The following is a 20,148-nucleotide window of genomic DNA, read 5'->3' on the forward strand; positions in this document are numbered from 1 at the left end:
GTCATAACTATATGCTGCTGGCATGCTTACCATCACTACTATAAATCCATATCTTACCTTTTTTGGACTATTATGAGAAGTGCTATACATCTGGGAGAACTTATACCTTATTATTCTATCTCTTTCATACCTTTATTTCCTTAACTTGACGCGTATGCTTTTTTGAACATTCCCAACGAAAAAAGAAAAACAAGGTTTAATTTTCTTTTTTATTTGCGATTTATCTATTAATTAACCGTGAAAGGTTACGTGTAATGCTTCTTCACATAATTATCAATAATTGCCTTAAATTCTTCAGAGACATTATCACCTTGTAAAGTTTTGAAATATTTGCCGTTTTTGTAGACTGCTGAAACAGGTTTTTCTCCATATCCAGGTAAGCTGATTCCCAAATTTGCGTGTTTGCTTTCTCCAGGACCATTTACTATGCATCCCATAACAGCAATGTTCATATGCTCTACACCTGGATTTTTTTTCTTCCACATCGGCATATGAGTTTTTATATAGCCATTCACCTCTTCAGTTAATATACGAAAACGATCGCTACTCGTGCGCCCACAACCAGGACATGAATTAACCTGAGGGTTAAAGTGTCGCAAGCCTATAGACTGCAATATTTCCTGACACACCACCACTTCATTAGTACGCGATTCACCAGGACGTTGAGTCAAAGAAGCCCGTATTGTATCTCCAATGCCATTTTGCAATAAATAAGTAAGCCCTGCTGCGGTATTTACCACACCTTTATTGCCCATACCAGCCTCAGTTAAACCCAAATGCAGCGCATAATTGGAAGATTTTGCAAGTGCCATATAAACTAAAATTAAATCTTGCACTTTGCTAACTTTACATGAAATGATTATTTTGTTTGAATTTAGACCAATTCCTTCAGCTTTTTTTGCACTATCAAGAGCAGACATTACAAGTGCTTTGCGCAGTATAACATCAGAAGGCCTTGAATTACTAAGCGAAGAGTTTTCATCCATCAATTTTTGCAAAAGGTATTTATCAAGACTACCCCAATTTACCCCAATTCTAACCGGAAGATCGTGCATTATTGCATACTCTATCACCCTTTCAAACTTCTCATCACGTTTGTCGCCAAAGCCTATATTGCCTGGATTGATTCTAATTTTACCCAGCATTTTGATGTTGTCTGGATAATCTTGAACTAATTTATCTAGCTCATATTGACCGCAGCCTACCAATATTTTACCGTCAAAACCTTCTTTATTTATCTCTTCTACTATATAAGGTATTGCTCTTGCTACCTCCTCTGAGTTCAAGGCAATTCGCACCAATTCTGAACCTGTACGTGCTAGTTCTGTTATCTCTTTTGCATAATGTTTTGCGCTACTTTTTATATTATCAGAATCTATATGCACACCAAGCGCCATAGATTGTACAACTACAGGATTATTTCCGCCTATCTTTACTTTTCCAACTTCTACAACATGAGTTTTGTGCCTGGAAATTGGCGATAATTCACATGCATCGTCATTCAATATCAGGTCTGTATCTAGCATATTATTAATTGTGATACTATTTTACTGTGTCAGCTACGCTGCCAAACGAACTTGAACCATTCAAACTATAAGCATCTACGTTATCCAAATTAGCAATAGAATCATGTGAGCACGTTCTTCTTGAAGGAGTTTCTTTTATAGTGACATTTATAGGAGAAACTTTCTTTTCTCGTGTTGAAGTAACTTTCTTCTCTTCTTGTTGTTCACTTTCATGCTGCTTATTTTCATACTGGGAAACTGGCTCTTGATCTATAAATACAGCACTCTTTAAACGTGCGATATTAATACCATGCTGATTTATCATAGCGCTCTCTTCATCGTCGACTATGCAAGCTTCCATGTCATTTGGCTCATTATCAAGACTAGCAATTTTTTTCTCTTTTAATTTTTTGATTAGATCTTCTTTATTTATAGCTCGATCTTGTAACTTTTTTTTCTTGAGGAGCTCCCTACGCTTCTCATACAGTTTATATGACTCAGCAAAATCCTCATCTGTATGAAAGTTTGCACCACCAGGGTTACCAGGAGGTATGTATCTCTTACTGAGCTTAGATTTAGCTCCAGCACTATGCACAGTAAAAAAGCTAGAAACCAAAAACATTAATATAAACAAAACTTTAGAAAAAATCCTAAGCATATGGTGCTATAGTAAATATCGTGTTTCAAAAGATAGCAATTAACAAACTTTAAGTAAACCAGAATCTTTACTAACTTTACAATACAAATATTTTTCTAAAAAGTGATATGTTTACTATCAAAAAACCTACATAGGCTAAGAGAAGAGTAAGGTGCTACAAGTTGCGTAACACCTCCTCAAGAAGAGTGTTATGCAGCTATGCTTGCAATTTTTAAGTTATTCTGTAGTTTTTCAGTACCATCGGTAGCATCTACATTACTAAGTTTTGCGTCTGGTGTATCTTTAGACGAGTTCTTTTCTTTCTCCTTTTCAAGTTTAACTCCCTGATAGATACAGAATGCAACAAAAGAAGTTATCGCTATCGCAGCAACAGCACTGACTATGATACAAGTTGCCATTATTTTTTCTTGTTCTCCTACTGCCTCTATAGCGTTCTCTGCCGTCTCTTTAGCTCCCTCTGCTATCTTTTTAGCTTCCTCTGCTATCTTTTTAACTCCCTCCAACTGCTCTTTCAAACCATCGAATTTATCGTTCAAATCGTCGAATTTATCTAATAGCTCTTTGAAATTTTCCTTAAATTCATCCGCCAGTTTGATTATTTCTTCTTCCAAACCTGCGAAGTTCCCTAATACCTTCTCTAGTTCTTCCACTCTTTTTTGCAATTCTTCTATTACTAACTTATCAAGACCCTTAAAATTATACATAATACGTTCCCACAAAGACATTTTTAACCTCGTAGTTAATTAATATATTATAATTTTACATTCCAAATATTTAAATTATTATTAAATTAACTGTCATTATGTATTGATCTTTTAATAATTTTGTTTGACTTGCTTTTTGAAAGTGCGGAAACTTAAATTAAGGTATTACAAGATTGTTATTCAACCAATATCTCTCTTTTCCCTGAGTAATTTGGAGCGCTGACAATACCTTCCTTTTCCATTCTTTCAACGATGTTTGCTGCTCTGTTATAGCCTATTCTAAGCTGCCTTTGAATGTAACTGGTTGAAACTTTTTGATCTCTTTGAATGATGGCCACTGCTTGGTTATAGAGGTCATTTTCTTCATCCTCCGTTTCATCGTGTGACTCTGTAGAAGAATTTTCATCTTCTTTAGTGATTTCCTCCATGTAGTTTGGCTCACCTTGCATTTTCAGATGATCAACTATATCTTGTACCTCATCATCGCTCACAAATGGGCCGTGAACTCGAATGATCTTACCACCAGAGGCCATATAGAGCATGTCACCCATGCTGAGCAATTGTTCAGCCCCTTGTTCGCCAAGTATTGTACGGCTATCTATCTTAGAAGTAACAGCAAAACTGATTCTCGTTGGAAAGTTCGCCTTTATCACACCTGTGATCACATCCACAGATGGGCGTTGTGTTGCCATTATGATGTGTATTCCTGCAGCACGAGCCATCTGAGCTAAGCGTTGAATAGAGCACTCTATTTCTTTGCCGGCAACAAGCATCAAATCTGCCATTTCATCCACGATCACTACAATATACGGAAATGTTTCCATCTTGATTGGTATTTTTTCAAACAGAGGTTTGCCTGTTGTTGAGTTAAAGCCAATCTGTACAACGCGCTCCAATTCTATTCCACTATTCATCGCTTCTGTGATTTTTTGATTATAGTTTATAACATTGCGTACATTCAAATACGACATCATGCGATAGCGGTTTTCCATTTCTTTCACTATCCACTTAAGAGCGATAACAGCCTTTTTTGGCTCTGTTACCACTGGCGTTATTAGATGCGGTATTGCATCATATATTGAAAGCTCAAGCATTTTGGGGTCGATCATTATCATCTTGCATTCGTCAGGACTTAATCGATAAACGAGTGAAAGAATCATAGTGTTAATCGCAACTGATTTACCAGACCCTGTGGTTCCAGCAACGAGCAAGTGAGGCATTTTAGTTAGATCTGCAATAACTGGTTTTCCACTTATTTCTTTGCCAAGCGCAATTGGAAGATTTAAGTTTGCATTTTGGTATTCTGGTGATTCAAGCAAATCACGCAGCATTACAATTTCCCGTTCCTTGTTCGGCAACTCTATTCCCATAGCATTTTGCCCACGAATTATTGAAATACGTGCAGAGAGTGCACTCATCGAACGTGCAATGTCATCTGCAAGGCCAATTACTCTTGCAGATTTCGTACCAGCTTGTGGTTCAAGTTTGTATAAAGTCACAACCGGCCCATAGCACACACTGATAATTTTTCCTTGCACGCCAAAATCACTCAGGACTTGTTCCAGCAGAGATAAATTTTTATTGCTCTCCATTTCATTCAGCTGTTTTCTCTGCAAAGACTCCTCTGCTTTGGAAAGTAAATGAATGCTTGGAAATTCGAACTCACTGAAAATTTCTTTGGTGGCTTTTTTCTGTCTTTCTTTTGGTTGTTGTTTAGTAGTGATTTTAGTTTTATGTTTTTCTTCTACTACTAATGGTGCAACTGAATATTCAGCAGTTTTATGTGATCTGAAGAATGGAACATTTACAAATAAGCAAGCTATTTTTTCACATAAGAAGAATAGAGAGTAAATTGTTCTCTTCCAACCAACAGATCCTACAAGACCTATTAATGTTACTATCACAAATACATAAAACGGGCAGTTATTAACGAGTGCATTCCCTATTATTCCACTGTGTCTGTACCTTGCTGTGATGCCTAGCGAAAGTTGTGGTAATATAGCACATACCCCTAAATTGATTAATATTAAATAGAGAATTTTCAGCAGTATTTTTGCTGGCCTGAAGATCAACAAGTAAACTATGGTTGTAGCTATTGTAACACTAGTTAATCCAAGAAATTGAACCAATATATCAGCTAAATATGAACCTACTATTCCACCTAAATTTGTCACTTCCTCATTTGTAGCCGTGTTTAAGGAAGGATCTTTATAGTTATAGCTAAAAACTGATATATATATATATATTAAAAGGGATAGATATATTGCTGATTTTAGATATTTTTTTAACATCTACCTAAAGTAGTAAGCTACTGTATATTTTACAAAGTGAATTGTTATTAGCAATATCATTATAGATAAATCTAATCCGTTGAACGGTGGTATATATCTTCTAATAATCTTTAGTGGTGGATATGTCAATTGGTTCAAGATGTGCATTATGCTACTGACAGTTTCATTATATATGTTCACCATATTAAGTTTAACCAGCCAGTTTAGGACAACCCAACATATTAGAATGAAGCTATAAAGATCAAGTAACGTATCGAGTAGATATATGATTGGATGCATACATATCTATTACACGAAAGTTATATAAAAGACAAGTATTTAGCCTTTTCAAACTCAAAATGTTGTTTTTGCTGAACCAAAAAAAACTTCATTTTTTGAGCTGCGCAAAGCCACCTAAAGTAGAGAATGGACAAGGAAGGAGGGGTGTATAATATATATTAATGTTGATATTTATTTCTTATAAATATCATCTCTATGTCCTATCTCTGTGATAGTTACTATATGATCTAATTGATTTACTCTGTAAATTACACGATAGTCACCAACTCTTAGTCTTCTACATCCTTTTAAGTTATGATGTAGTGGTTCACCAAAATTTATTGGGTCAACTGTAAGACGTTCTTTTATAGCCTTTTGAACTCTTAGCCTTATTATCTTTGGAAGGTTTGGTAAATCTTTTTCAACAACACTCTTTAGAGACTTAACCTTGTAACGCTCTAATCCCACTTAATATCTTCAAAATCAACTGTTTCTGCACCTTCAACATCACGCTCATCAGAAATTTTAGATACTAAAAAATCCTCCATTTCAAGCTCAACTGCTTCTCTAAATAGTTTTCCTGCTAATTCTTGAACGGGCTGTTTAGTAAATTCAGATAATTCAGCAAGATGCTTTAAAGTTTCTTCGCTAAGAGCTATGTTAATGCCTGAATTTGCCATATGTTTTACCAAAGTCCACTAATGGTTATACAACATTTTTTTTAATTTTTCAATAAAGAAAGGAGTGGTGTATAAAAATATATTTAATGTTTCAGTAGGTCCAATATTGCCTGCTTGTAAATATTGTCCCTGTGTCCTATTGAAACAATAATTACTATACGTTTTACAGTATTTACACGGTAGACAATACGATAATCATCAGCAACTTTTATTCTTCTATGTTCCTTTAATCTCTTGCGTAGCAACACACCGTTACCAATAGGATCAGTCTCAAGATACTCTTTTATTGCATCTTTAATACTTGGCTTTACATCTTCCGGCAAGGAAGGCAAATTTCTTTTAAGAACATGCTTTAGATATTTAATGGTGTATTGCTTATTTCCAGATGTCTTCACTATCCTCTACTTCTTCTGCATCATCAGAATTTAACTCCCTAATAATTTTGGAAAATGCAATATCTTCCGCTTCAAGTTCGATTGCTTCCTTGACTAGCTTTTCTGTTAATTTTTGAACAGACTGCTTGGTGGCTCTAGCTAGTTCAACAAGATGCTGCGAAGTTTCTGGGTTGAAAGTTACACTAACTTTTGAATTTACCATAAGTTTTACCAAAGTCTGCTACTATAGCTATTTTACAACATTTTTTTTAATTTTTCAATAAAGGAAGGAGGGCTGTATAAAAATATATTTAATGTTTATCAAGTAGCCTTCTCATAAATGGTGTCTCTATGTCCTGCTGTAGCAACAAATACCTTATGTTTTGCAATATTTACAGTATAAATAATTCGATAATCACTAACCCTTATTCTTCTATACCCTTTTAGCCTGCCACGTAATGGTTTACCAAATTTAATTGGATCAGTTGTAAGCCGCTCGTTTATCGCTTTTGTAATCCTTGATCTTATTGTTTTTGGAAGATTTAGAAAATCTCTTTCAGTAAAGTTTTTTGAGTAGACAATATCGTATTTCAGTTTATGTCCTCTCCCTTTCAGATAGTACTGTGTTCCAGTCTACATCCTCACATTCCTTAATAGTTTTATATAACGCAATATCTTCTACTTCGCACTCGATTCCTTCGATGACTAACCTTTTTGCTAGTTCTTGAACGGATTCCTTGGTGATTTCAGCTAACTTAGTAAGGTTATGTAAAGTTTTTGGGTCAAAAGTTATACTAATTCCTGAATCTGTCATATATTTTACCAAAGTCTACTAATAATTATACAACATTTTTCTGAATTTTTCAATAAAGGAAGTTGATGATATGTAAGAAAAATTTTGCCACCTGCGTTAATAAATAATTAAAGATTTAGCATATTTATCTACCCTCTATTCTATTACTTAAGTTAGACCACTTTTTTCTATTAATATTTTTTGTTTATAAAGATGAGCAGTTACTCATCACGCAGTTGATCTATGGATATAATACTACCGTTTGATAGTTTTTCAGTACATTTTTCACTTTTGTATTCTTTATCAGAGTCGATACTGATTTTGTCAAATATTAAAACATCTCCTGAAATTTTATCACGAAACTCACTAATAGCAAAAAACGGTATAGTAATTCGCTCTTGTTTTCCTTGAAAACTCAAACTGACGCTAAATTTATCCTCAGAAACTTTTAAATCATAGAATTGATGCTGTAATATAATAAGCATTTGAGTAGGGTATGACTTTTTCAAACGATCTGGCATGGTCACACCATTAAAATATGTGAAAAATAATATTTCTAAGTGAGGGATAAAACCATTACCTGATATAACATCTAAAGTCTTTTTGATAACTTGAAACTTAGCAGAATTAAGCAGTTTTTTGTAATCTGTTTGCTCCATATAACTTTCACATACGTAAATTTTGGGGGAACTTCTGTTACCCGGCGTTCCCTAAACCGTGCTTTAGTAATAAACCGGTTGTGCTAAATTAAGCAGCAACACGATATTCCTCAGCAGCAAAATTATCGTTTGCATTTAAATTATGAACTCTTAGCGGTGGTGTCTAACCGAGCAAAGCTACCATCTTTACTATGCATGTCGATCCTTAATCGCCCCCGTATAATTAAAAAACATGGTGGAGGCGCCGAGTACTGCCCTCGGGTCCAATACACCTATTACAAGGTAATTTTATTGCTATAGTACACAAAATGTACATAGCTACTATATAGCAACATTAAATAAATGTCAAGATATTATGACCTTAAGTTGATTTATTGCTAAAACAAAATTAATATTTCCAGTAAAAAATTCTGTGCTCTTAACCTGACACATATGGCTTTTTGAATACTCCCAATGAAAATATTTATAAATAAATATTTACTCTTCTTTTTTATTGTTTTTAGGTTTTTCTTGATCAACCATTTCTCCACCGATCTCTTTTATTTTTAGTATCAACGACTCTGGTACATACACGTCAATTACTTCTTCTGCTGTCACAAATAAAGCCTGATAAGAGTGTGAATTTATTATCCAATTAGGCAATATGTCTTCTGCTTCTATTTTATACTCTCCCTCTTTTTTGTCATATACTGTGTAGCAATATAAGTGCACAGCAAAAAATAATACATAAGAGAGCAATATTCCTTTAAGCACTCCGAGAAAGATTCCAGTAACTCTATCAATAAACCCCAATCTTATGGGCGATAATATGTACATTAGCCAGTTATTTATTATCATCAATATAAGATTAAGTATAATAAATACAGAGATTATAGAAAGTATGTTTAGTGTAACTTTAGAATCAAAATATTTACTATAATTTGGAGTGAAAAAATCATAGTGATTAGCTGTCAGAAAGACCGATAAAAATAGAAACATTAGTGCGCATAGCTCTTTTATAAAGCCTCTAGTTACCGAGATTATTACGCATAGAACAACAATGAAGATAATTAGGCTATCGAAAAGCATGTTTTATATCTATATGGTTTTCAAGATATAATAGTTGTAAATAACAAGGTTGTAAAATTAATTGTATTTATGCTGCATCAATTGATCTAAATACCTAGCGATCATGTCAATTTCTAAATTCAAATAATCATTTACTTTGTTGTACTGAAAAGTTGTATTTTCCCATGTATAGGGAGTGATATTTACTGTAAATTCCTGATTAATAACTGAATTCACTGTGAGGGAAACCCCATCTAGTGTAACGGAGCTTTTTTTTGCAACAAATTTAATTAATTCTTGTGAGCACGATAGCTTGATTTCATGAGAATCTAAACTTCGCTCAATTGTTAAAATTTTTACTATCCCGTCAACATGACCCTGAACTAGGTGGCCATCGATCTTATCACTTAATCTCATTGCTTGTTCGAGATTTATTTTTTTTCCTATTCTCCACGTATTTAAGTTAGCAACCTTCATAGTTTCTTGAGATGCTTGGACTGTAAATGTATCGCTCATTATATCAACAACAGTTAAACACACACCAGAGCAAGCTATTGAATCTCCTTTATTTATAGAGGATAAATTTTGTGTCTTGATATGGAAAATTTGATCAGAGTTGGAGTGAGCGGTAGTATCAGTTATAGTCCCGATATCCGTGATAATTCCTTTAAACATATGGTGAAAATAAATAATTCTACCATGAAAAATTTTTTACAACAACTTATTTCTATTTTGTTATAGTTAAAGTAATTCTGGTTTACCGACAATTTAAAAAACGACAAATTCGTCATCCCGCTACGTGTTAGCGGGATCTAGAGATACCGTGACGGTATGACGTAGGAAAACTGAGCCTGCACTAGCTATAAGCGCGAGAAAGGGGATCGTTTTCACTTACTTGTTCAATAGATTCTATAGAATATTCAGAATATATGAAATAAGCCAAACTCAGAACACATAATGCAGTTAATATTGGTAACCCTATGTTCAATGCTAGCCCAATACTTTCTCTTTTTTCTGGTGGTACTAATCCTTTTAACATTGACACTTTTCCTAACGGAAAATGCCATAAGCAAAGTGTTGATGCAGATGCTACTATTATAAATAGACAAAAATAAGCCTTTTTTGAGGAAAATACAGTTTTTAATGATGATTTGAGTGTAATGTTAGTAGGTGGTAGAGTTTTAGCTTCATTTGTTGCTGGTGAAGGATCTTTAATTGGTAAAGGGTTTGTAGATTTATGAGGAGTATTTTCATGTTGTGGAGAAGGTTGTTGTATATAAACACCTGAAACTAATTTAAGCAATTGCTCTTTTTTTCTATATACTTGTTTTTGTAAATATTCTTTACCTAAAAGTGAGTTACTAAGAGGTTGTGGCCTTTCGAGTATCTGTAATACTTCTGATATTTCGCCTGGCTCTAAGATTGCATGTAATTGTTTATCTTGAAAGTAAACAATATTGAATACTGAGCTGAAAATATTGCGAAATGTTTCTGGATCTTGATTTTTGTACCCACTCATCACTTCAATAAATATTTCATCGAGTTTTTTTCCCCTGCGCTCAATCTGGTTATCTATCATAGCTACTCTAGCATCATTTCGTGCTTGTTTTATGGTAGGTTGTTTTTCTTCTTCTGGTAGTTCTTGAGCTTGCTTTTTCGATTTTTTTCTATTAGCTTTAAAATACTCTGTGTGCGAAGTAGTTTGACCGAAATCAGAAATAAGCGTTGTGACGTCTTCTGTTCTTCCTTCATCGATTCCATCTTTTTGTGTTACCTTGTCCTGTTTTGCCTCTTGAAGTGTTGGGTGGTAAGTCAAAGCCCTCTGGTTTCGTATGGACAGTTTTGGTGGCTGTTGAAAGAAGAATTGTATTGTATTAAAAAAATTGGGTAGCCGAAAAGAAGATCCAAACCAAAAAAAATTGTCACGCATTGCAGCAACAACTATTGGAACCCGCATCACTTGCTTTTTACTACTTGTTAAATTATAGCCAAACAGGCCTGTAACTGGTACGATTTGTCTATTTTGTGCGTTTTTTTGGTTAGTCTCACTCTGTTCTTTTTTGTCTTGATTTTCAGTTTTTTCTGCATGTTGTAGCTTTTCATTTAGAAATAACTCGATTTGGTGCAAATTATCCAGGTTAATGTCTTTAGCATCTGTTTGTAGCGTTATCGTTACGCCCCGCAGAAGGATTTGAGGCGGAGCATTATTTACGAATTCTTCTACAGTTTTATAACTGTTAGTTTTACAGTGGTTATTATATAATTCACTGCTTTCTTTCGGCACTTTCATGTTGACTGTAAAATTTTTTTCCTGAGGAAGGCAGATTTTGAAAAAATCAATTAAAGGGTTTATTCGAAATAATCTTGTATTAAAGGTGTCTTTATCTGTTGCTGTTAGCTCAAATGAAAATTTTTGTATATTGCTTTCAATACTTCTCGAGCGAATAGTACTGATCTTAATTGTTTCGCTAGAAAATGCTTTACTTATGTTTTTTGATTTTTCCTTAAAGAGCTTAGGTAAATCCTCTATCTTATACTTATTCTTAGTTTCAGTGTTGCTGTTGTGCATAGTTGATACAGCAAATTCATCAACACAAAGGTAAATAAAAAAGATTAATTAGTCAATAAATTAATAATCAGAATAGGGCAACTTTTCGGATTGTTGATGATATTTAAAATTTCACTATAATGAAAGTTTAAGCCAGCGTTTTTAAGATGAATAAAGAGTTATTAGATGACATACTTTCACTTGAAGATAAAACAGTTTCCGAAATTGAGAATGCTTCTTCTTTGCAAGATTTAGAAAAAGTTAGACTATTATATTTGGGAAAAAGGGGTGTAATTAGAGCGTATTTTGATAACTTAAAAAAGATAGAAAATGCAGAGAAAAAGCGTGATTTAGGCGCAGTTATTAACGCTTTACGTGATAAGATAGATCATCTTATCATGAATAGGGAAAATGTGCTAAAAACAGAAGAAGTTAACTTTAAATTGCAGAACGAGGCAGTTGATATTACGTTGCCTGTTAGACCAGAAAAAATCGGCAAGATCCATCCACTCGGTAAAGTTATAAATGAAGTAAAGCTTATTTTTGCACATATGGGTTTTAAAGCAGTTGATGGCCCTGATATTGAAGATGAATTTCATGTATTTGATGCACTGAATACTCCAAGTCATCATCCTGCGCGAGAGGAACAAGATACCTTCTACTTAAAGAATAAAATAAACGATAAAAGAATGGTACTGCGCACTCACACCTCATCTGTACAGATTAGAACCATGGAAAAAACAAAAAATTTCCCAATTAAAATAGTAGCCCCTGGTAGGGTATACAGAAATGACTTTGATGCAACTCATACTCCTATGTTTCACCAGATAGAAGGGTTATATGTCAATGAGAATGTCAATATGGGCCAGTTAAAATTTACTATTCATCACTTCCTTAATAAGTTTTTTGGAGATAAAGGGCTGAAGATACGTTTTCGTAATAGTTTTTTCCCTTTTACCGAGCCTTCTGCAGAAGTGGACATAAGTTATAAAGGTAGTAAATGGATAGAAGTGCTTGGATGTGGTATGGTGCATCCAAATGTATTTCAAAATGTTGGAATAGACCATACTAAATACAACGGTTTTGCGTTTGGCATTGGTATAGAAAGGCTCGCGATGCTAAAATATCAAATCAGCGACCTAAGAAGCTTTTACGATAACAAAATCAGTTGGCTTGATCATTATGGTTTTCATTTTTCATCTTTAAGATAAGTGATAAGTAAAACTCATACGTTCGTTATACTTGCTGCCGGGCATGGCAGGCGGATGAATTCAGATTTGCCTAAGGTTCTGCACAAAATAGGCAATTTTTCCATGCTCCAGCATGTCATTTACAATGCAAAACAGTTAAATCCTGAAAATATTGCTGTTGTAGTTGATCAGCCTTTAATTGAAAGACTAAGGTGCTTTGAGGATATACAGTTAATTACACAAGAATCAACATTTGGCACGGGAGATGCAGTCAAAACTGCGATGAGAAACCTGAAAGAATTGCCAGATTCGAACATAGTTGTTGTGCAGTATGGAGATACTCCGCTCATAAAAAGCAGCACAATAACTAAAATGATTAGTTATTTAGAAGGCAAGGCTCTAGTTTGCCTAGGTTTTAGGACAAGCAATAAAGAATATGGTAGGTTAATCATTGAGAATGGTTCCTTAAGAGAAATCGTAGAAGCAAAGAGTGATAAAAATAATCGTGAAGAGTTTCTTGCAAATGCTGGAATAATGGTTGCATGTGCAAAGAATTTACGTGAATTGGTGGAGAAAATAGAGTGCAATAGCTCAACTCATGAATATTACTTGACCGATATAGTTTCCATTGCAGTGAAGAGTAATTTAAATGTCGGTTACGTTATTACCGGTGGAGAAGAAGCAACGGGAATAAATAACAGAAATGACCTTATAAAAGCTGAATTTTACTTTCAAGAAAATAAAAGAAAAATTTTTACCGACGCCGGAGTAACGCTTGTTGCGCCGGAAACTGTTTTCTGTTCTCTTGATACGCAAATTGCCAGAGACTCAGTTATTTACCCATATGTTTTTTTCGGCCCTGGAGTACAAATAGAGTCTAGTGCAAGAATACTGTCATTTTCGCATTTGGAGAACTGCTTAATTAAAGGTGGTGCTGAGGTCGGTCCATTTACCAGAATACGCGGAAACACAACAATTGGTAATAAGGCAAAAATAGGAAATTTTGTGGAAGTGAAAACAAGTGAAGTTGGTCAAAACACTAGAATAAAACACTTAAGTTATATAGGAAATGCTAAAGTAGGGCAGGAGAGTAATATAGGAGCAGGCACTATTGTTTGTAATTATGATGGGAAAAATAAACATGAAACGAATATAGGGAGCAATTGCTTTGTTGGCGCCAATAGCTCACTAATTGCGCCGCTTAATATTCATGATGAATCTGTAATTGCAGCAGGTAGTGTTATAGTTGAGGATGTACCAGAAAAAAGCCTTGCAATAGCAAGGGAAAAGCAGGTGATTAAGAGAATAAAGTAATTCGCTGTAATTATAGCAGATCTTCCTAATAACAGAACTGTTGCAAGAGCTTGTAGAATTACTTTTAGATCATAATGCAAACCCTGTTCTCGAGTTTACTTAAAAGTATTTTAGTAGCTCAAAAAGAACGTTAAGTCGTGCTTTTTATTTATATTGACAGTATATATGACATCGTTTACGATTAAAGTTAATAACAATAATTTATATTTATCATGTTTGCAGTAATTGAGACTGGTGGAAAGCAATATTTAGTAAAAGAAGGCAGTATAATAAAGGTAGAGAAGTTAGAAGCTGAAGAAAAAAAAGAGGTGGAAATCAATAAGGTGATTTGTATTTCAAATAATGGCTTATCTTATTCATCTAATGCTACTGTTAAAGCTGAAGTATTGGAGCAGTGTAGAGGAGAAAAAATTATAATCTTTAAGAAGAAAAGAAGAAAAAATTACCGTAGGAAAACTGGTCATAGGCAGTATATAACTGTTCTTCGTATCAATGAAATTAATCTTCAAAAGTAAGAGGTAAAATATGGCAACTAAAAAATCAGGTGGTAGTTCCTGTAATGGTAGAGATTCAGCGGGTCGTAGGTTAGGAATAAAGAAGAATGGGAAGGTTATTCCTGGTAACATAATTGTGCGCCAAAGAGGCACAAAATTCCATCCTGGGAAGAATGTTGGTATAGGTAAAGATCATACGATTTTTGCCAAAGTAGAAGGCTGGGTCAGTTTTAGAAGGTCAGCAAATAAAAAGACTTTTATTGATATCGTGCCTACAGATAATATGAAAGCTTCAGCTTGAATAAATCATGGGTCTGTAGCTCAGGTGGTTAGAGCGCACGCCTGATAAGCGTGAGGTCGGAGGTTCAACTCTTCCCAGACCCACCATTTAGTAGTTACTAACTGTGTTTTCTATAGCGGTTTTGATATTGTATAAGCAAAAACATGAGTTTGTATAAAAATTTAGTAACCAGTGAATCAGTTGCGGCTGGTCATCCAGATAAAGTAGCAGATCAAATTTCAGATGCAATACTTGATAAATACCTTTTTACTGATCCTTTTGCGCGAGCTGCAATAGAGACTTTAGTCACCAAAGATAACGTTATTATAGCTGGGGAAGTGTTTGGGCCTAACATTAAGAATAGCAAGATTAAAAGTATTGTACGGAATACAATAAAAGATATTGGTTATGAGCATGATGGTTTCCACTGGAAAAAAGTGAAGGTAAATATATTGCTGCATGAGCAATCAAATGACATTGCAATAGGGTTGGATCAAGGTGCTGGGGATCAGGGCATAATGTATGGCTATGCAACAATAGAGACAGAAAACCTTATGCCGGCACCCATTTTTTATGCACACTCGATTCTGAAAAATATCATGAGTGCAGTTAAAGAAGCAAAACTTGGTCCAGATGCAAAGTCACAAATCACTTTGGCATATGAGAATAACCTTCCAGTACGTGCTGAAAGTATTATTGTCTCAATACAGCACCCTGAGGATTTGGATCAATCAAAAGTAAAAGAAATAATTTACCATTACATAGTTTCATCTTTACCTGAAGGATGGATGTGTTCTGAGGAAAATCTCTTAGTCAATCCAACTGGTAGATTTGTTATTGGTGGACCAGTTGGTGACTGTGGATTAACCGGACGAAAAATTATGGTTGATACTTATGGAGGTTATATTCCACACGGTGGAGGGGCATTTTCCGGAAAAGATGCAACTAAAGTTGATAGATCTGCGGCTTATATGGCAAGATACCTTGCTAAAAATATTGTCTTTGCAGGTTTGGCTGAACGTTGTCTTGTGCAGCTTTCTTATGCAATTGGTGTATCAAAACCTACTTCATTCTATATTGATACATTTGGTGCGAATAAGGTAGAGGAAAGAGTAATTAAAAAGTTTATCGAGAATAATATAGATTTATCAACAAAAGGCATAATCAAGCATTTATCGCTTAGTTGCCCTATATATAAACGTACAGCCTGTTATGGACATTTTGGTAAAGAGTCAGAAAGTGACGGTGGATTTTCTTGGGAAAGCATAAACTTGTCTGCTGATCTTCGTAGAGAATTCAATATAGAAGGTAATAGTAAAATTTCTTTAGATTGCTAAAATTTTTGATTTGTAGCCTCATATTTATATACTAGCTTATTGTTGAAGTATAATTGCTTTTTCATAATAATTATACTATATTAGTGATAATTATTATATCCAGTTTTTATTGTGAGGTTCGTGTAATGTATAATGACATAAAAGAAGAATTCTGTAGCGTAGCTATAAAAGAATCATCTGATCTTGTTGATAGAATAGAAGAACATCCTTTCTATGTTGAATTGATGAATGGCAAATTAAGTTATAAGAAGTTCAAGTTCTACGTTCAACAGACTTTTTTATGTTTAGTGGATTGCACTCGTGCTTTTTTAATTATTGCAGCTAGAGCTAATGATATTGAAACAATGGATAAATTAACCTTTATAGCTCGTAAAATATTCGGTATGCGAAGTCTATGTGAGGAGCAGTTTACAGAATGTAACTCATCCGATAACCACAAAAGATCGAAATCTAGTTCTGCCTTTATTGATTTCTTCATGCGTGCTGCATACCATAATTCAGTAGCTGAAGGCTTGGCAGCTTTTTATCCATGTTTTGGTATGTGTCAGATTACCTTTCAACATACGGTAAAAGATAGTGTTCCTTCAGACAATAAGTATAAAAAATGGATTGATCTCTATAATGCTAATATAGTGGATAACATAGCTGATGCTATAACTGAGATTGTGAATAAGCTGTATAGAGAATCTAGTAATAAGGAGAAGAAAAAGATGCTCGAGTTTTTTCGTAACGGATTAGAACTTGAGGTAATATTCTGGGATGAGATGTATTACTCTAATATATCTAGCAAAGAATATTAGCAGCGGATTATTTACGTTAACTTGATCTTTTATCGGTAACTACAGTGTTCAGTGGCATAATTAGGAGCTGTTACGGGTCAAATCTTTTAAAGGATATAATTGAGCATCCTTTTAATGTTGAGTTAGCAAATAACACCCTAAATATAGAAAACTTCAGATTCTATGCTCAACAAAAGACGTTGTTCTTAGGTGATTATATTCGTACCACCTTAATTACTGCATCCAAAATGGAAGATTATAGTAGCATTATCTCGCTTGCTGAAGTAGCCCAAAGAGTAGTGACTGTTAATAGAATGCTATATGACTACTACTTTACTACGTACGGTATAAGTCGTGGAAAGAAATCTCTTGAGTGTTTTAATTTCACTAATTTTCTTTTATCCATCTCGTATAGTAATACCTATGAGGCTATGACGGTTTTGTATTCTTGCATGTTTATATGCGAGACTGTCGTTGATAGCATGAAAAATAGATTCAAGAAAAATAATAGATATAGGGATTGGTTTGATTTTTGTTACAGTGATTCAGTAAAGTCTGGATGCATTATTTTGGAAAATATTGTTGATGAATATTGCAGCAGAGCAAGAGAAAATGAAAAGAGCAGAATGCTTGAGTTGTTTAGAATAACTGCACAATTTGTGTTAGATTTTTTGAACGGTGCATATAATTTTTCAAGATTCAATCAATTTCCTAAGGAACATTGACAATTTTAAGCTAATTTGTATCCTTAATAAGTATTTTTTAAAATGCTATGAAAAGTAAAGAACATGATTTTCATTTAGTGGATCCAAGCCCTTGGCCAATTGCTGTATCAGCAGCAATTCTTATTCTTGCACTTGGATTAGTTGGCGCGCTTCATAAACAAATTGTCGGAATGCTTTGTTTAGTTTTGGGAATCTCCGCAGTATCAGGGGTGCTGTTTTATTGGTGGAGAGATGTAATAAGGGAGGCCATTTATGACAAATGTCACACTGCCATTGTAAAACATGGACTCAAATTTGCAATGTACTTATTTATTCTCTCGGAGGTCGTATTTTTTATAGTGTTCTTTTGTTCATTCTTTAAAGCCTGGCTTGGTCCAGTTTTTTTATTTGAGGCGTTTTCTCCTGCAAAAAAAGTTGAATGGCCCCCTGAGGGAATTTTGCCACCTGATCCGTGGTCACTACCGTTCATGAATACGTTAATATTATTGCTTTCTGGTACAACAATTACTTGGGCAAATCACTCTTTACTTAAAAATGATAAAAAGAGCATGATTAAAATGCTGTCCATAACTATATTGCTTGGAGTTTTTTTTATAATAGTGCAAGCAATAGAGTATCATGAAGCGAGTTTTTCTCTACAAGAAACAGGAGAAAAGCTTATTTATACGTCCAATTTTTATATGATTACCGGTTTTCACTGCGCACACGTTATAATAGGAATAATATTTTTATCAGTGTGTTTATTTAGAGCACGGAAAGGCCAATTTACACTTCAGGACCATTTGTGCTTTGAGTTTGCCTCCTGGTATTGGCACTTTGTAGATGTAGTCTGGATATTTTTATTTTTGTTTGTCTATTGGTTAAGCGTTTATTAAGTGGTTAAAATAATAGGTCTAGATCCAGGAATAAGCAAGACTGGGTGGGCCATTATCAGCCTGAACGAAAAAAATAATATTGAATTTTTGGGCGGCGGTACCATATCAACTGATGGTAAATTGGGTACAGGTGAACGCCTACATACAATTTTTGAACAATTAAAGAAAGTAATTTCCCTATACTCTCCGAATGAAGCTGCGGTGGAGAAAATTTTTGTTAATAAAAATCCTAAATCTTCACTAACTTTAGGATATGCAAGAGGGGTTGTAATTTTAGCGTTAAAAATAACAAAGCTAACTATGAATGAATATGATGCAAACTATGTAAAAAAAAGCATTACCGGAAATGGCCATGCTGATAAGGATCAGATGATATTTATGGTGAAGCAAATAGTTAAAAATTTGAGTATAAAATGCCACCATGCTGCTGACGCTCTTGCTGTAGCAATTTGTCATGCTTATACGAAAGGTTCTTGTTTTGTTGAGTAATTTTTATATGGGATTCAGTTTGAAGATTTCCAGATCTGGAAAAACTATTTGATTGTATTTATCTTGTCTAACGTTCGTTGCAAAATAATACATGCGGAGATTTTATCATCTATTTTTTTCGATTTTGTGATTGATATTCCAGTAATTTTTAGTGTATGAGTTGCGATAGATGTTGAGAAGCTTTCGTCTTGTAAGTATATATTTACTTTATATTTTTTTATTATTTTATTTGCGAATTGGATTATAGTTTTACACCATTTAGTTTCTTGCTCGTCCATTTTTAATGGTAGTCCTATTACCATTGATCCAGATTCATTTTCTTTGAATATTCTATGCAGATAACCTAAATCTTTGCTCATATTTTTTCTGTGATATATGCTATGAGCTGTGGCTATGAGCTGTGTTTTATCGCTAAATGCTATGCCTATTTGCTTTTCTCCCATGTCAAGGCACATTATGCGCTTATCTTTTGGAATAGACTTTAGAAACTCATCTGGATTTCTATGTAGCATCTATTAGACTTCCTTTAAAGTGACCTTACTAAAAAAGTGGAGAGAAAGTTAAGAAAATTTTTTACAAAAAGAATAATGAATCAAATTGCTCAGGAATGCAATAGACTTCTTGCATAACCCAAACTAAGTAGAAAAAGGTATCATCTAAGTAGCTGACACTGGTTTCCATCCAAAAGGGCAGTGCCCCTATGATGTCATTCCAGTGCTTGACACTGGAATGGCTTTGTTGCATCGCTCTTCGGATAGTAGGTAACGCACAATAAATTTATGAAGCTATCTCAAATTTAGCCATACCAATATCAGTGAACTTATTGAGCAAATAGCATTTAACAAGTAGTTCCTTCTCTCTATTTGTCTCAGATTTATTCCTAAAACTAAACCAGAATGTTTGTTTCAGTCGCGAGAAAAAACTTTCTATATAAGATCTTTTTCCATAACTCATCTCTTTTTTCCACTTCTTTATACCATCTTCATCATATGACCTTATGAGCTTGACTGCAGAATTTCTCTCAGCCATATAGTCTAACTTTGGATGCTCTGCTGCGTTGTTTTTCGGAGGAATTTTCGTTTTTATACCATATTGATTACACAGCTTATAGAGCTTTTCTCTGTCATATGCCCTATCTGCATATAGTA

The 20,148-nt window shown here is 34.2% G+C and carries 26 protein-coding genes, 1 tRNA gene and 1 other RNA gene; 10 read left to right on the forward strand and 18 right to left on the reverse strand.

Annotation, left to right across the window (positions count from 1 at the left end; all coding sequences use genetic code 11):
• Window positions 1–245: 245 nt before the first annotated feature.
• From ispG to OZD66_RS00675, 16 genes are all read right to left on the reverse strand, one after another.
• The gene (gene ispG / locus OZD66_RS00600) at window positions 246–1,526 is read right to left on the reverse strand and encodes a flavodoxin-dependent (E)-4-hydroxy-3-methylbut-2-enyl-diphosphate synthase (RefSeq protein WP_182366563.1); all 1,281 of its coding nucleotides are present in this window, start codon (window positions 1,524–1,526) and stop codon (window positions 246–248) included.
• Between the two features lie 16 nt (window positions 1,527–1,542).
• Window positions 1,543–2,163: a TRP75-related protein gene (locus OZD66_RS00605; RefSeq protein WP_182366564.1), complete on the reverse strand. Its 621-nt coding sequence runs from the start codon at window positions 2,161–2,163 to the stop codon at window positions 1,543–1,545.
• Between the two features lie 188 nt (window positions 2,164–2,351).
• Window positions 2,352–2,867 carry a hypothetical protein gene (locus OZD66_RS00610; RefSeq protein ID WP_182366566.1) on the reverse strand — a complete coding sequence of 172 codons (516 nt, stop codon included), beginning with the start codon at window positions 2,865–2,867 and terminating at the stop codon, window positions 2,352–2,354.
• A gap of 176 nt (window positions 2,868–3,043) precedes the next feature.
• The gene (locus OZD66_RS00615; RefSeq protein WP_182366568.1) at window positions 3,044–5,158 is read right to left on the reverse strand and encodes an FtsK/SpoIIIE family DNA translocase; all 2,115 of its coding nucleotides are present in this window, start codon (window positions 5,156–5,158) and stop codon (window positions 3,044–3,046) included.
• A complete protein-coding gene (locus OZD66_RS00620; RefSeq protein WP_182366570.1) occupies window positions 5,159–5,437 on the reverse strand; it encodes a YggT family protein in 279 nt (92 codons plus the stop codon). It lies immediately after the preceding gene.
• A 171-nt stretch (window positions 5,438–5,608) separates the two neighbouring features.
• Window positions 5,609–5,884 carry a type II toxin-antitoxin system RelE family toxin gene (locus OZD66_RS00625; protein WP_007550684.1) on the reverse strand — a complete coding sequence of 92 codons (276 nt, stop codon included), beginning with the start codon at window positions 5,882–5,884 and terminating at the stop codon, window positions 5,609–5,611.
• Window positions 5,875–6,096, reverse strand: a complete 222-nt coding sequence (locus OZD66_RS00630; RefSeq protein WP_006279415.1) for a hypothetical protein — start codon at window positions 6,094–6,096, stop codon at window positions 5,875–5,877. The genes OZD66_RS00625 and OZD66_RS00630 overlap by 10 nt, the downstream gene beginning before the upstream one ends.
• A gap of 83 nt (window positions 6,097–6,179) precedes the next feature.
• Complete coding sequence (locus OZD66_RS00635) at window positions 6,180–6,491, reverse strand: type II toxin-antitoxin system RelE family toxin (protein ID WP_010962380.1); 312 nt, start codon at window positions 6,489–6,491, stop codon at window positions 6,180–6,182.
• Window positions 6,472–6,693 carry a hypothetical protein gene (locus tag OZD66_RS00640; protein ID WP_095742622.1) on the reverse strand — a complete coding sequence of 74 codons (222 nt, stop codon included), beginning with the start codon at window positions 6,691–6,693 and terminating at the stop codon, window positions 6,472–6,474. Before OZD66_RS00640 ends, OZD66_RS00635 begins: the two co-directional genes overlap by 20 nt.
• Before the next feature lie 98 nt (window positions 6,694–6,791).
• A complete protein-coding gene (locus tag OZD66_RS00645; protein ID WP_306700832.1) occupies window positions 6,792–7,085 on the reverse strand; it encodes a type II toxin-antitoxin system RelE family toxin in 294 nt (97 codons plus the stop codon).
• Entirely contained in the window at window positions 7,066–7,284 is a 219-nt protein-coding gene (locus tag OZD66_RS00650; RefSeq protein ID WP_182366573.1) for a hypothetical protein, read from the reverse strand. The genes OZD66_RS00645 and OZD66_RS00650 overlap by 20 nt, the downstream gene beginning before the upstream one ends.
• A 200-nt stretch (window positions 7,285–7,484) precedes the next feature.
• Window positions 7,485–7,922, reverse strand: coding sequence for a ClpXP protease specificity-enhancing factor SspB (locus OZD66_RS00655; RefSeq protein ID WP_006279412.1), 438 nt, complete (start codon window positions 7,920–7,922; stop codon window positions 7,485–7,487).
• Between the two features lie 23 nt (window positions 7,923–7,945).
• Window positions 7,946–8,275: a transfer-messenger RNA gene (ssrA, locus tag OZD66_RS00660) on the reverse strand.
• Between the two features lie 124 nt (window positions 8,276–8,399).
• On the reverse strand, window positions 8,400–8,990 hold the full coding sequence (locus OZD66_RS00665) for a CvpA family protein (protein WP_182366575.1): 591 nt from the start codon (window positions 8,988–8,990) through the stop codon (window positions 8,400–8,402).
• A gap of 57 nt (window positions 8,991–9,047) precedes the next feature.
• Window positions 9,048–9,644 (reverse strand): riboflavin synthase, encoded by a 597-nt coding sequence (locus tag OZD66_RS00670; protein WP_182366577.1) that lies wholly within the window; start codon window positions 9,642–9,644, stop codon window positions 9,048–9,050.
• Between the two features lie 181 nt (window positions 9,645–9,825).
• Window positions 9,826–11,538, reverse strand: coding sequence for a hypothetical protein (locus OZD66_RS00675; RefSeq protein ID WP_182366579.1), 1,713 nt, complete (start codon window positions 11,536–11,538; stop codon window positions 9,826–9,828).
• A gap of 146 nt (window positions 11,539–11,684) precedes the next feature.
• Here OZD66_RS00675 and pheS point away from each other — a divergent pair, with 146 nt between their 5' ends.
• The 10 genes from pheS to ruvC all read left to right on the forward strand — a co-directional run bounded on the left by pheS (window position 11,685) and on the right by ruvC (window position 19,000).
• The gene (gene pheS, locus OZD66_RS00680; protein ID WP_182366581.1) at window positions 11,685–12,728 is read left to right on the forward strand and encodes a phenylalanine--tRNA ligase subunit alpha; all 1,044 of its coding nucleotides are present in this window, start codon (window positions 11,685–11,687) and stop codon (window positions 12,726–12,728) included.
• Window positions 12,729–14,021 (forward strand): bifunctional UDP-N-acetylglucosamine diphosphorylase/glucosamine-1-phosphate N-acetyltransferase GlmU, encoded by a 1,293-nt coding sequence (gene glmU, locus OZD66_RS00685; protein ID WP_182366583.1) that lies wholly within the window; start codon window positions 12,729–12,731, stop codon window positions 14,019–14,021.
• A 212-nt stretch (window positions 14,022–14,233) separates the two neighbouring features.
• Window positions 14,234–14,536 (forward strand): 50S ribosomal protein L21, encoded by a 303-nt coding sequence (gene rplU / locus OZD66_RS00690; RefSeq protein ID WP_182366585.1) that lies wholly within the window; start codon window positions 14,234–14,236, stop codon window positions 14,534–14,536.
• Between the two features lie 10 nt (window positions 14,537–14,546).
• Entirely contained in the window at window positions 14,547–14,816 is a 270-nt protein-coding gene (rpmA, locus tag OZD66_RS00695; RefSeq protein ID WP_038249057.1) for a 50S ribosomal protein L27, read from the forward strand.
• Window positions 14,817–14,825: 9 nt separating this feature from the next.
• A tRNA-Ile gene (locus OZD66_RS00700) sits at window positions 14,826–14,902 on the forward strand.
• Between the two features lie 57 nt (window positions 14,903–14,959).
• Window positions 14,960–16,132 (forward strand): methionine adenosyltransferase, encoded by a 1,173-nt coding sequence (gene metK / locus OZD66_RS00705; RefSeq protein ID WP_182366588.1) that lies wholly within the window; start codon window positions 14,960–14,962, stop codon window positions 16,130–16,132.
• A gap of 125 nt (window positions 16,133–16,257) precedes the next feature.
• Window positions 16,258–16,932: a TenA family protein gene (locus OZD66_RS00710; RefSeq protein ID WP_182366590.1), complete on the forward strand. Its 675-nt coding sequence runs from the start codon at window positions 16,258–16,260 to the stop codon at window positions 16,930–16,932.
• Between the two features lie 44 nt (window positions 16,933–16,976).
• Window positions 16,977–17,636: a TenA family protein gene (locus OZD66_RS00715; protein ID WP_182366592.1), complete on the forward strand. Its 660-nt coding sequence runs from the start codon at window positions 16,977–16,979 to the stop codon at window positions 17,634–17,636.
• A gap of 47 nt (window positions 17,637–17,683) precedes the next feature.
• A complete protein-coding gene (locus OZD66_RS00720; RefSeq protein WP_182366594.1) occupies window positions 17,684–18,511 on the forward strand; it encodes a cytochrome c oxidase subunit 3 in 828 nt (275 codons plus the stop codon).
• Window positions 18,512–19,000 carry a crossover junction endodeoxyribonuclease RuvC gene (ruvC, locus tag OZD66_RS00725; RefSeq protein WP_015588791.1) on the forward strand — a complete coding sequence of 163 codons (489 nt, stop codon included), beginning with the start codon at window positions 18,512–18,514 and terminating at the stop codon, window positions 18,998–19,000.
• A 44-nt stretch (window positions 19,001–19,044) separates the two neighbouring features.
• Here the strand turns inward: ruvC and ruvX are convergent, their stop codons facing one another.
• On the reverse strand, window positions 19,045–19,512 hold the full coding sequence (ruvX, locus tag OZD66_RS00730) for a Holliday junction resolvase RuvX (protein ID WP_010082183.1): 468 nt from the start codon (window positions 19,510–19,512) through the stop codon (window positions 19,045–19,047).
• 265 nt (window positions 19,513–19,777) lie between these two features.
• Window positions 19,778–20,148 (reverse strand): transposase (locus tag OZD66_RS00735; RefSeq protein WP_338061736.1); only part of this gene is annotated, 371 nt, incomplete at its 5' end.

This window comes from Wolbachia endosymbiont of Drosophila baimaii (assembly GCF_028982185.1).
Taxonomy (GTDB): Bacteria; Pseudomonadota; Alphaproteobacteria; order Rickettsiales; family Anaplasmataceae; genus Wolbachia; species Wolbachia pipientis.

Bases quoted from the DNA above. Each gene is read 5' to 3' on its own strand.
- OZD66_RS00665 (WP_182366575.1), bottom strand. From the start codon at position 8,990: ATGCTTTTCGATAGCCTAATTATCTTCATTGTTGTTCTATGCGTAATA.
- pheS (WP_182366581.1), top strand. From the start codon at position 11,685: ATGAATAAAGAGTTATTAGATGACATACTTTCACTTGAAGATAAAACA.
- OZD66_RS00615 (WP_182366568.1), bottom strand. From the start codon at position 5,158: ATGTTAAAAAAATATCTAAAATCAGCAATATATCTATCCCTTTTAATA.
- OZD66_RS00720 (WP_182366594.1), top strand. From the start codon at position 17,684: ATGAAAAGTAAAGAACATGATTTTCATTTAGTGGATCCAAGCCCTTGG.
- OZD66_RS00605 (WP_182366564.1), bottom strand. From the start codon at position 2,163: ATGCTTAGGATTTTTTCTAAAGTTTTGTTTATATTAATGTTTTTGGTT.
- OZD66_RS00610 (WP_182366566.1), bottom strand. From the start codon at position 2,867: ATGTATAATTTTAAGGGTCTTGATAAGTTAGTAATAGAAGAATTGCAA.
- OZD66_RS00655 (WP_006279412.1), bottom strand. From the start codon at position 7,922: ATGGAGCAAACAGATTACAAAAAACTGCTTAATTCTGCTAAGTTTCAA.
- OZD66_RS00640 (WP_095742622.1), bottom strand. From the start codon at position 6,693: ATGGTAAATTCAAAAGTTAGTGTAACTTTCAACCCAGAAACTTCGCAG.
- ruvX (WP_010082183.1), bottom strand. From the start codon at position 19,512: ATGCTACATAGAAATCCAGATGAGTTTCTAAAGTCTATTCCAAAAGAT.
- OZD66_RS00675 (WP_182366579.1), bottom strand. From the start codon at position 11,538: ATGCACAACAGCAACACTGAAACTAAGAATAAGTATAAGATAGAGGAT.
- OZD66_RS00630 (WP_006279415.1), bottom strand. From the start codon at position 6,096: ATGGCAAATTCAGGCATTAACATAGCTCTTAGCGAAGAAACTTTAAAG.
- metK (WP_182366588.1), top strand. From the start codon at position 14,960: ATGAGTTTGTATAAAAATTTAGTAACCAGTGAATCAGTTGCGGCTGGT.
- OZD66_RS00620 (WP_182366570.1), bottom strand. From the start codon at position 5,437: ATGCATCCAATCATATATCTACTCGATACGTTACTTGATCTTTATAGC.
- OZD66_RS00710 (WP_182366590.1), top strand. From the start codon at position 16,258: ATGTATAATGACATAAAAGAAGAATTCTGTAGCGTAGCTATAAAAGAA.
- rpmA (WP_038249057.1), top strand. From the start codon at position 14,547: ATGGCAACTAAAAAATCAGGTGGTAGTTCCTGTAATGGTAGAGATTCA.
- OZD66_RS00650 (WP_182366573.1), bottom strand. From the start codon at position 7,284: ATGACAGATTCAGGAATTAGTATAACTTTTGACCCAAAAACTTTACAT.
- OZD66_RS00670 (WP_182366577.1), bottom strand. From the start codon at position 9,644: ATGTTTAAAGGAATTATCACGGATATCGGGACTATAACTGATACTACC.
- rplU (WP_182366585.1), top strand. From the start codon at position 14,234: ATGTTTGCAGTAATTGAGACTGGTGGAAAGCAATATTTAGTAAAAGAA.
- ispG (WP_182366563.1), bottom strand. From the start codon at position 1,526: ATGCTAGATACAGACCTGATATTGAATGACGATGCATGTGAATTATCG.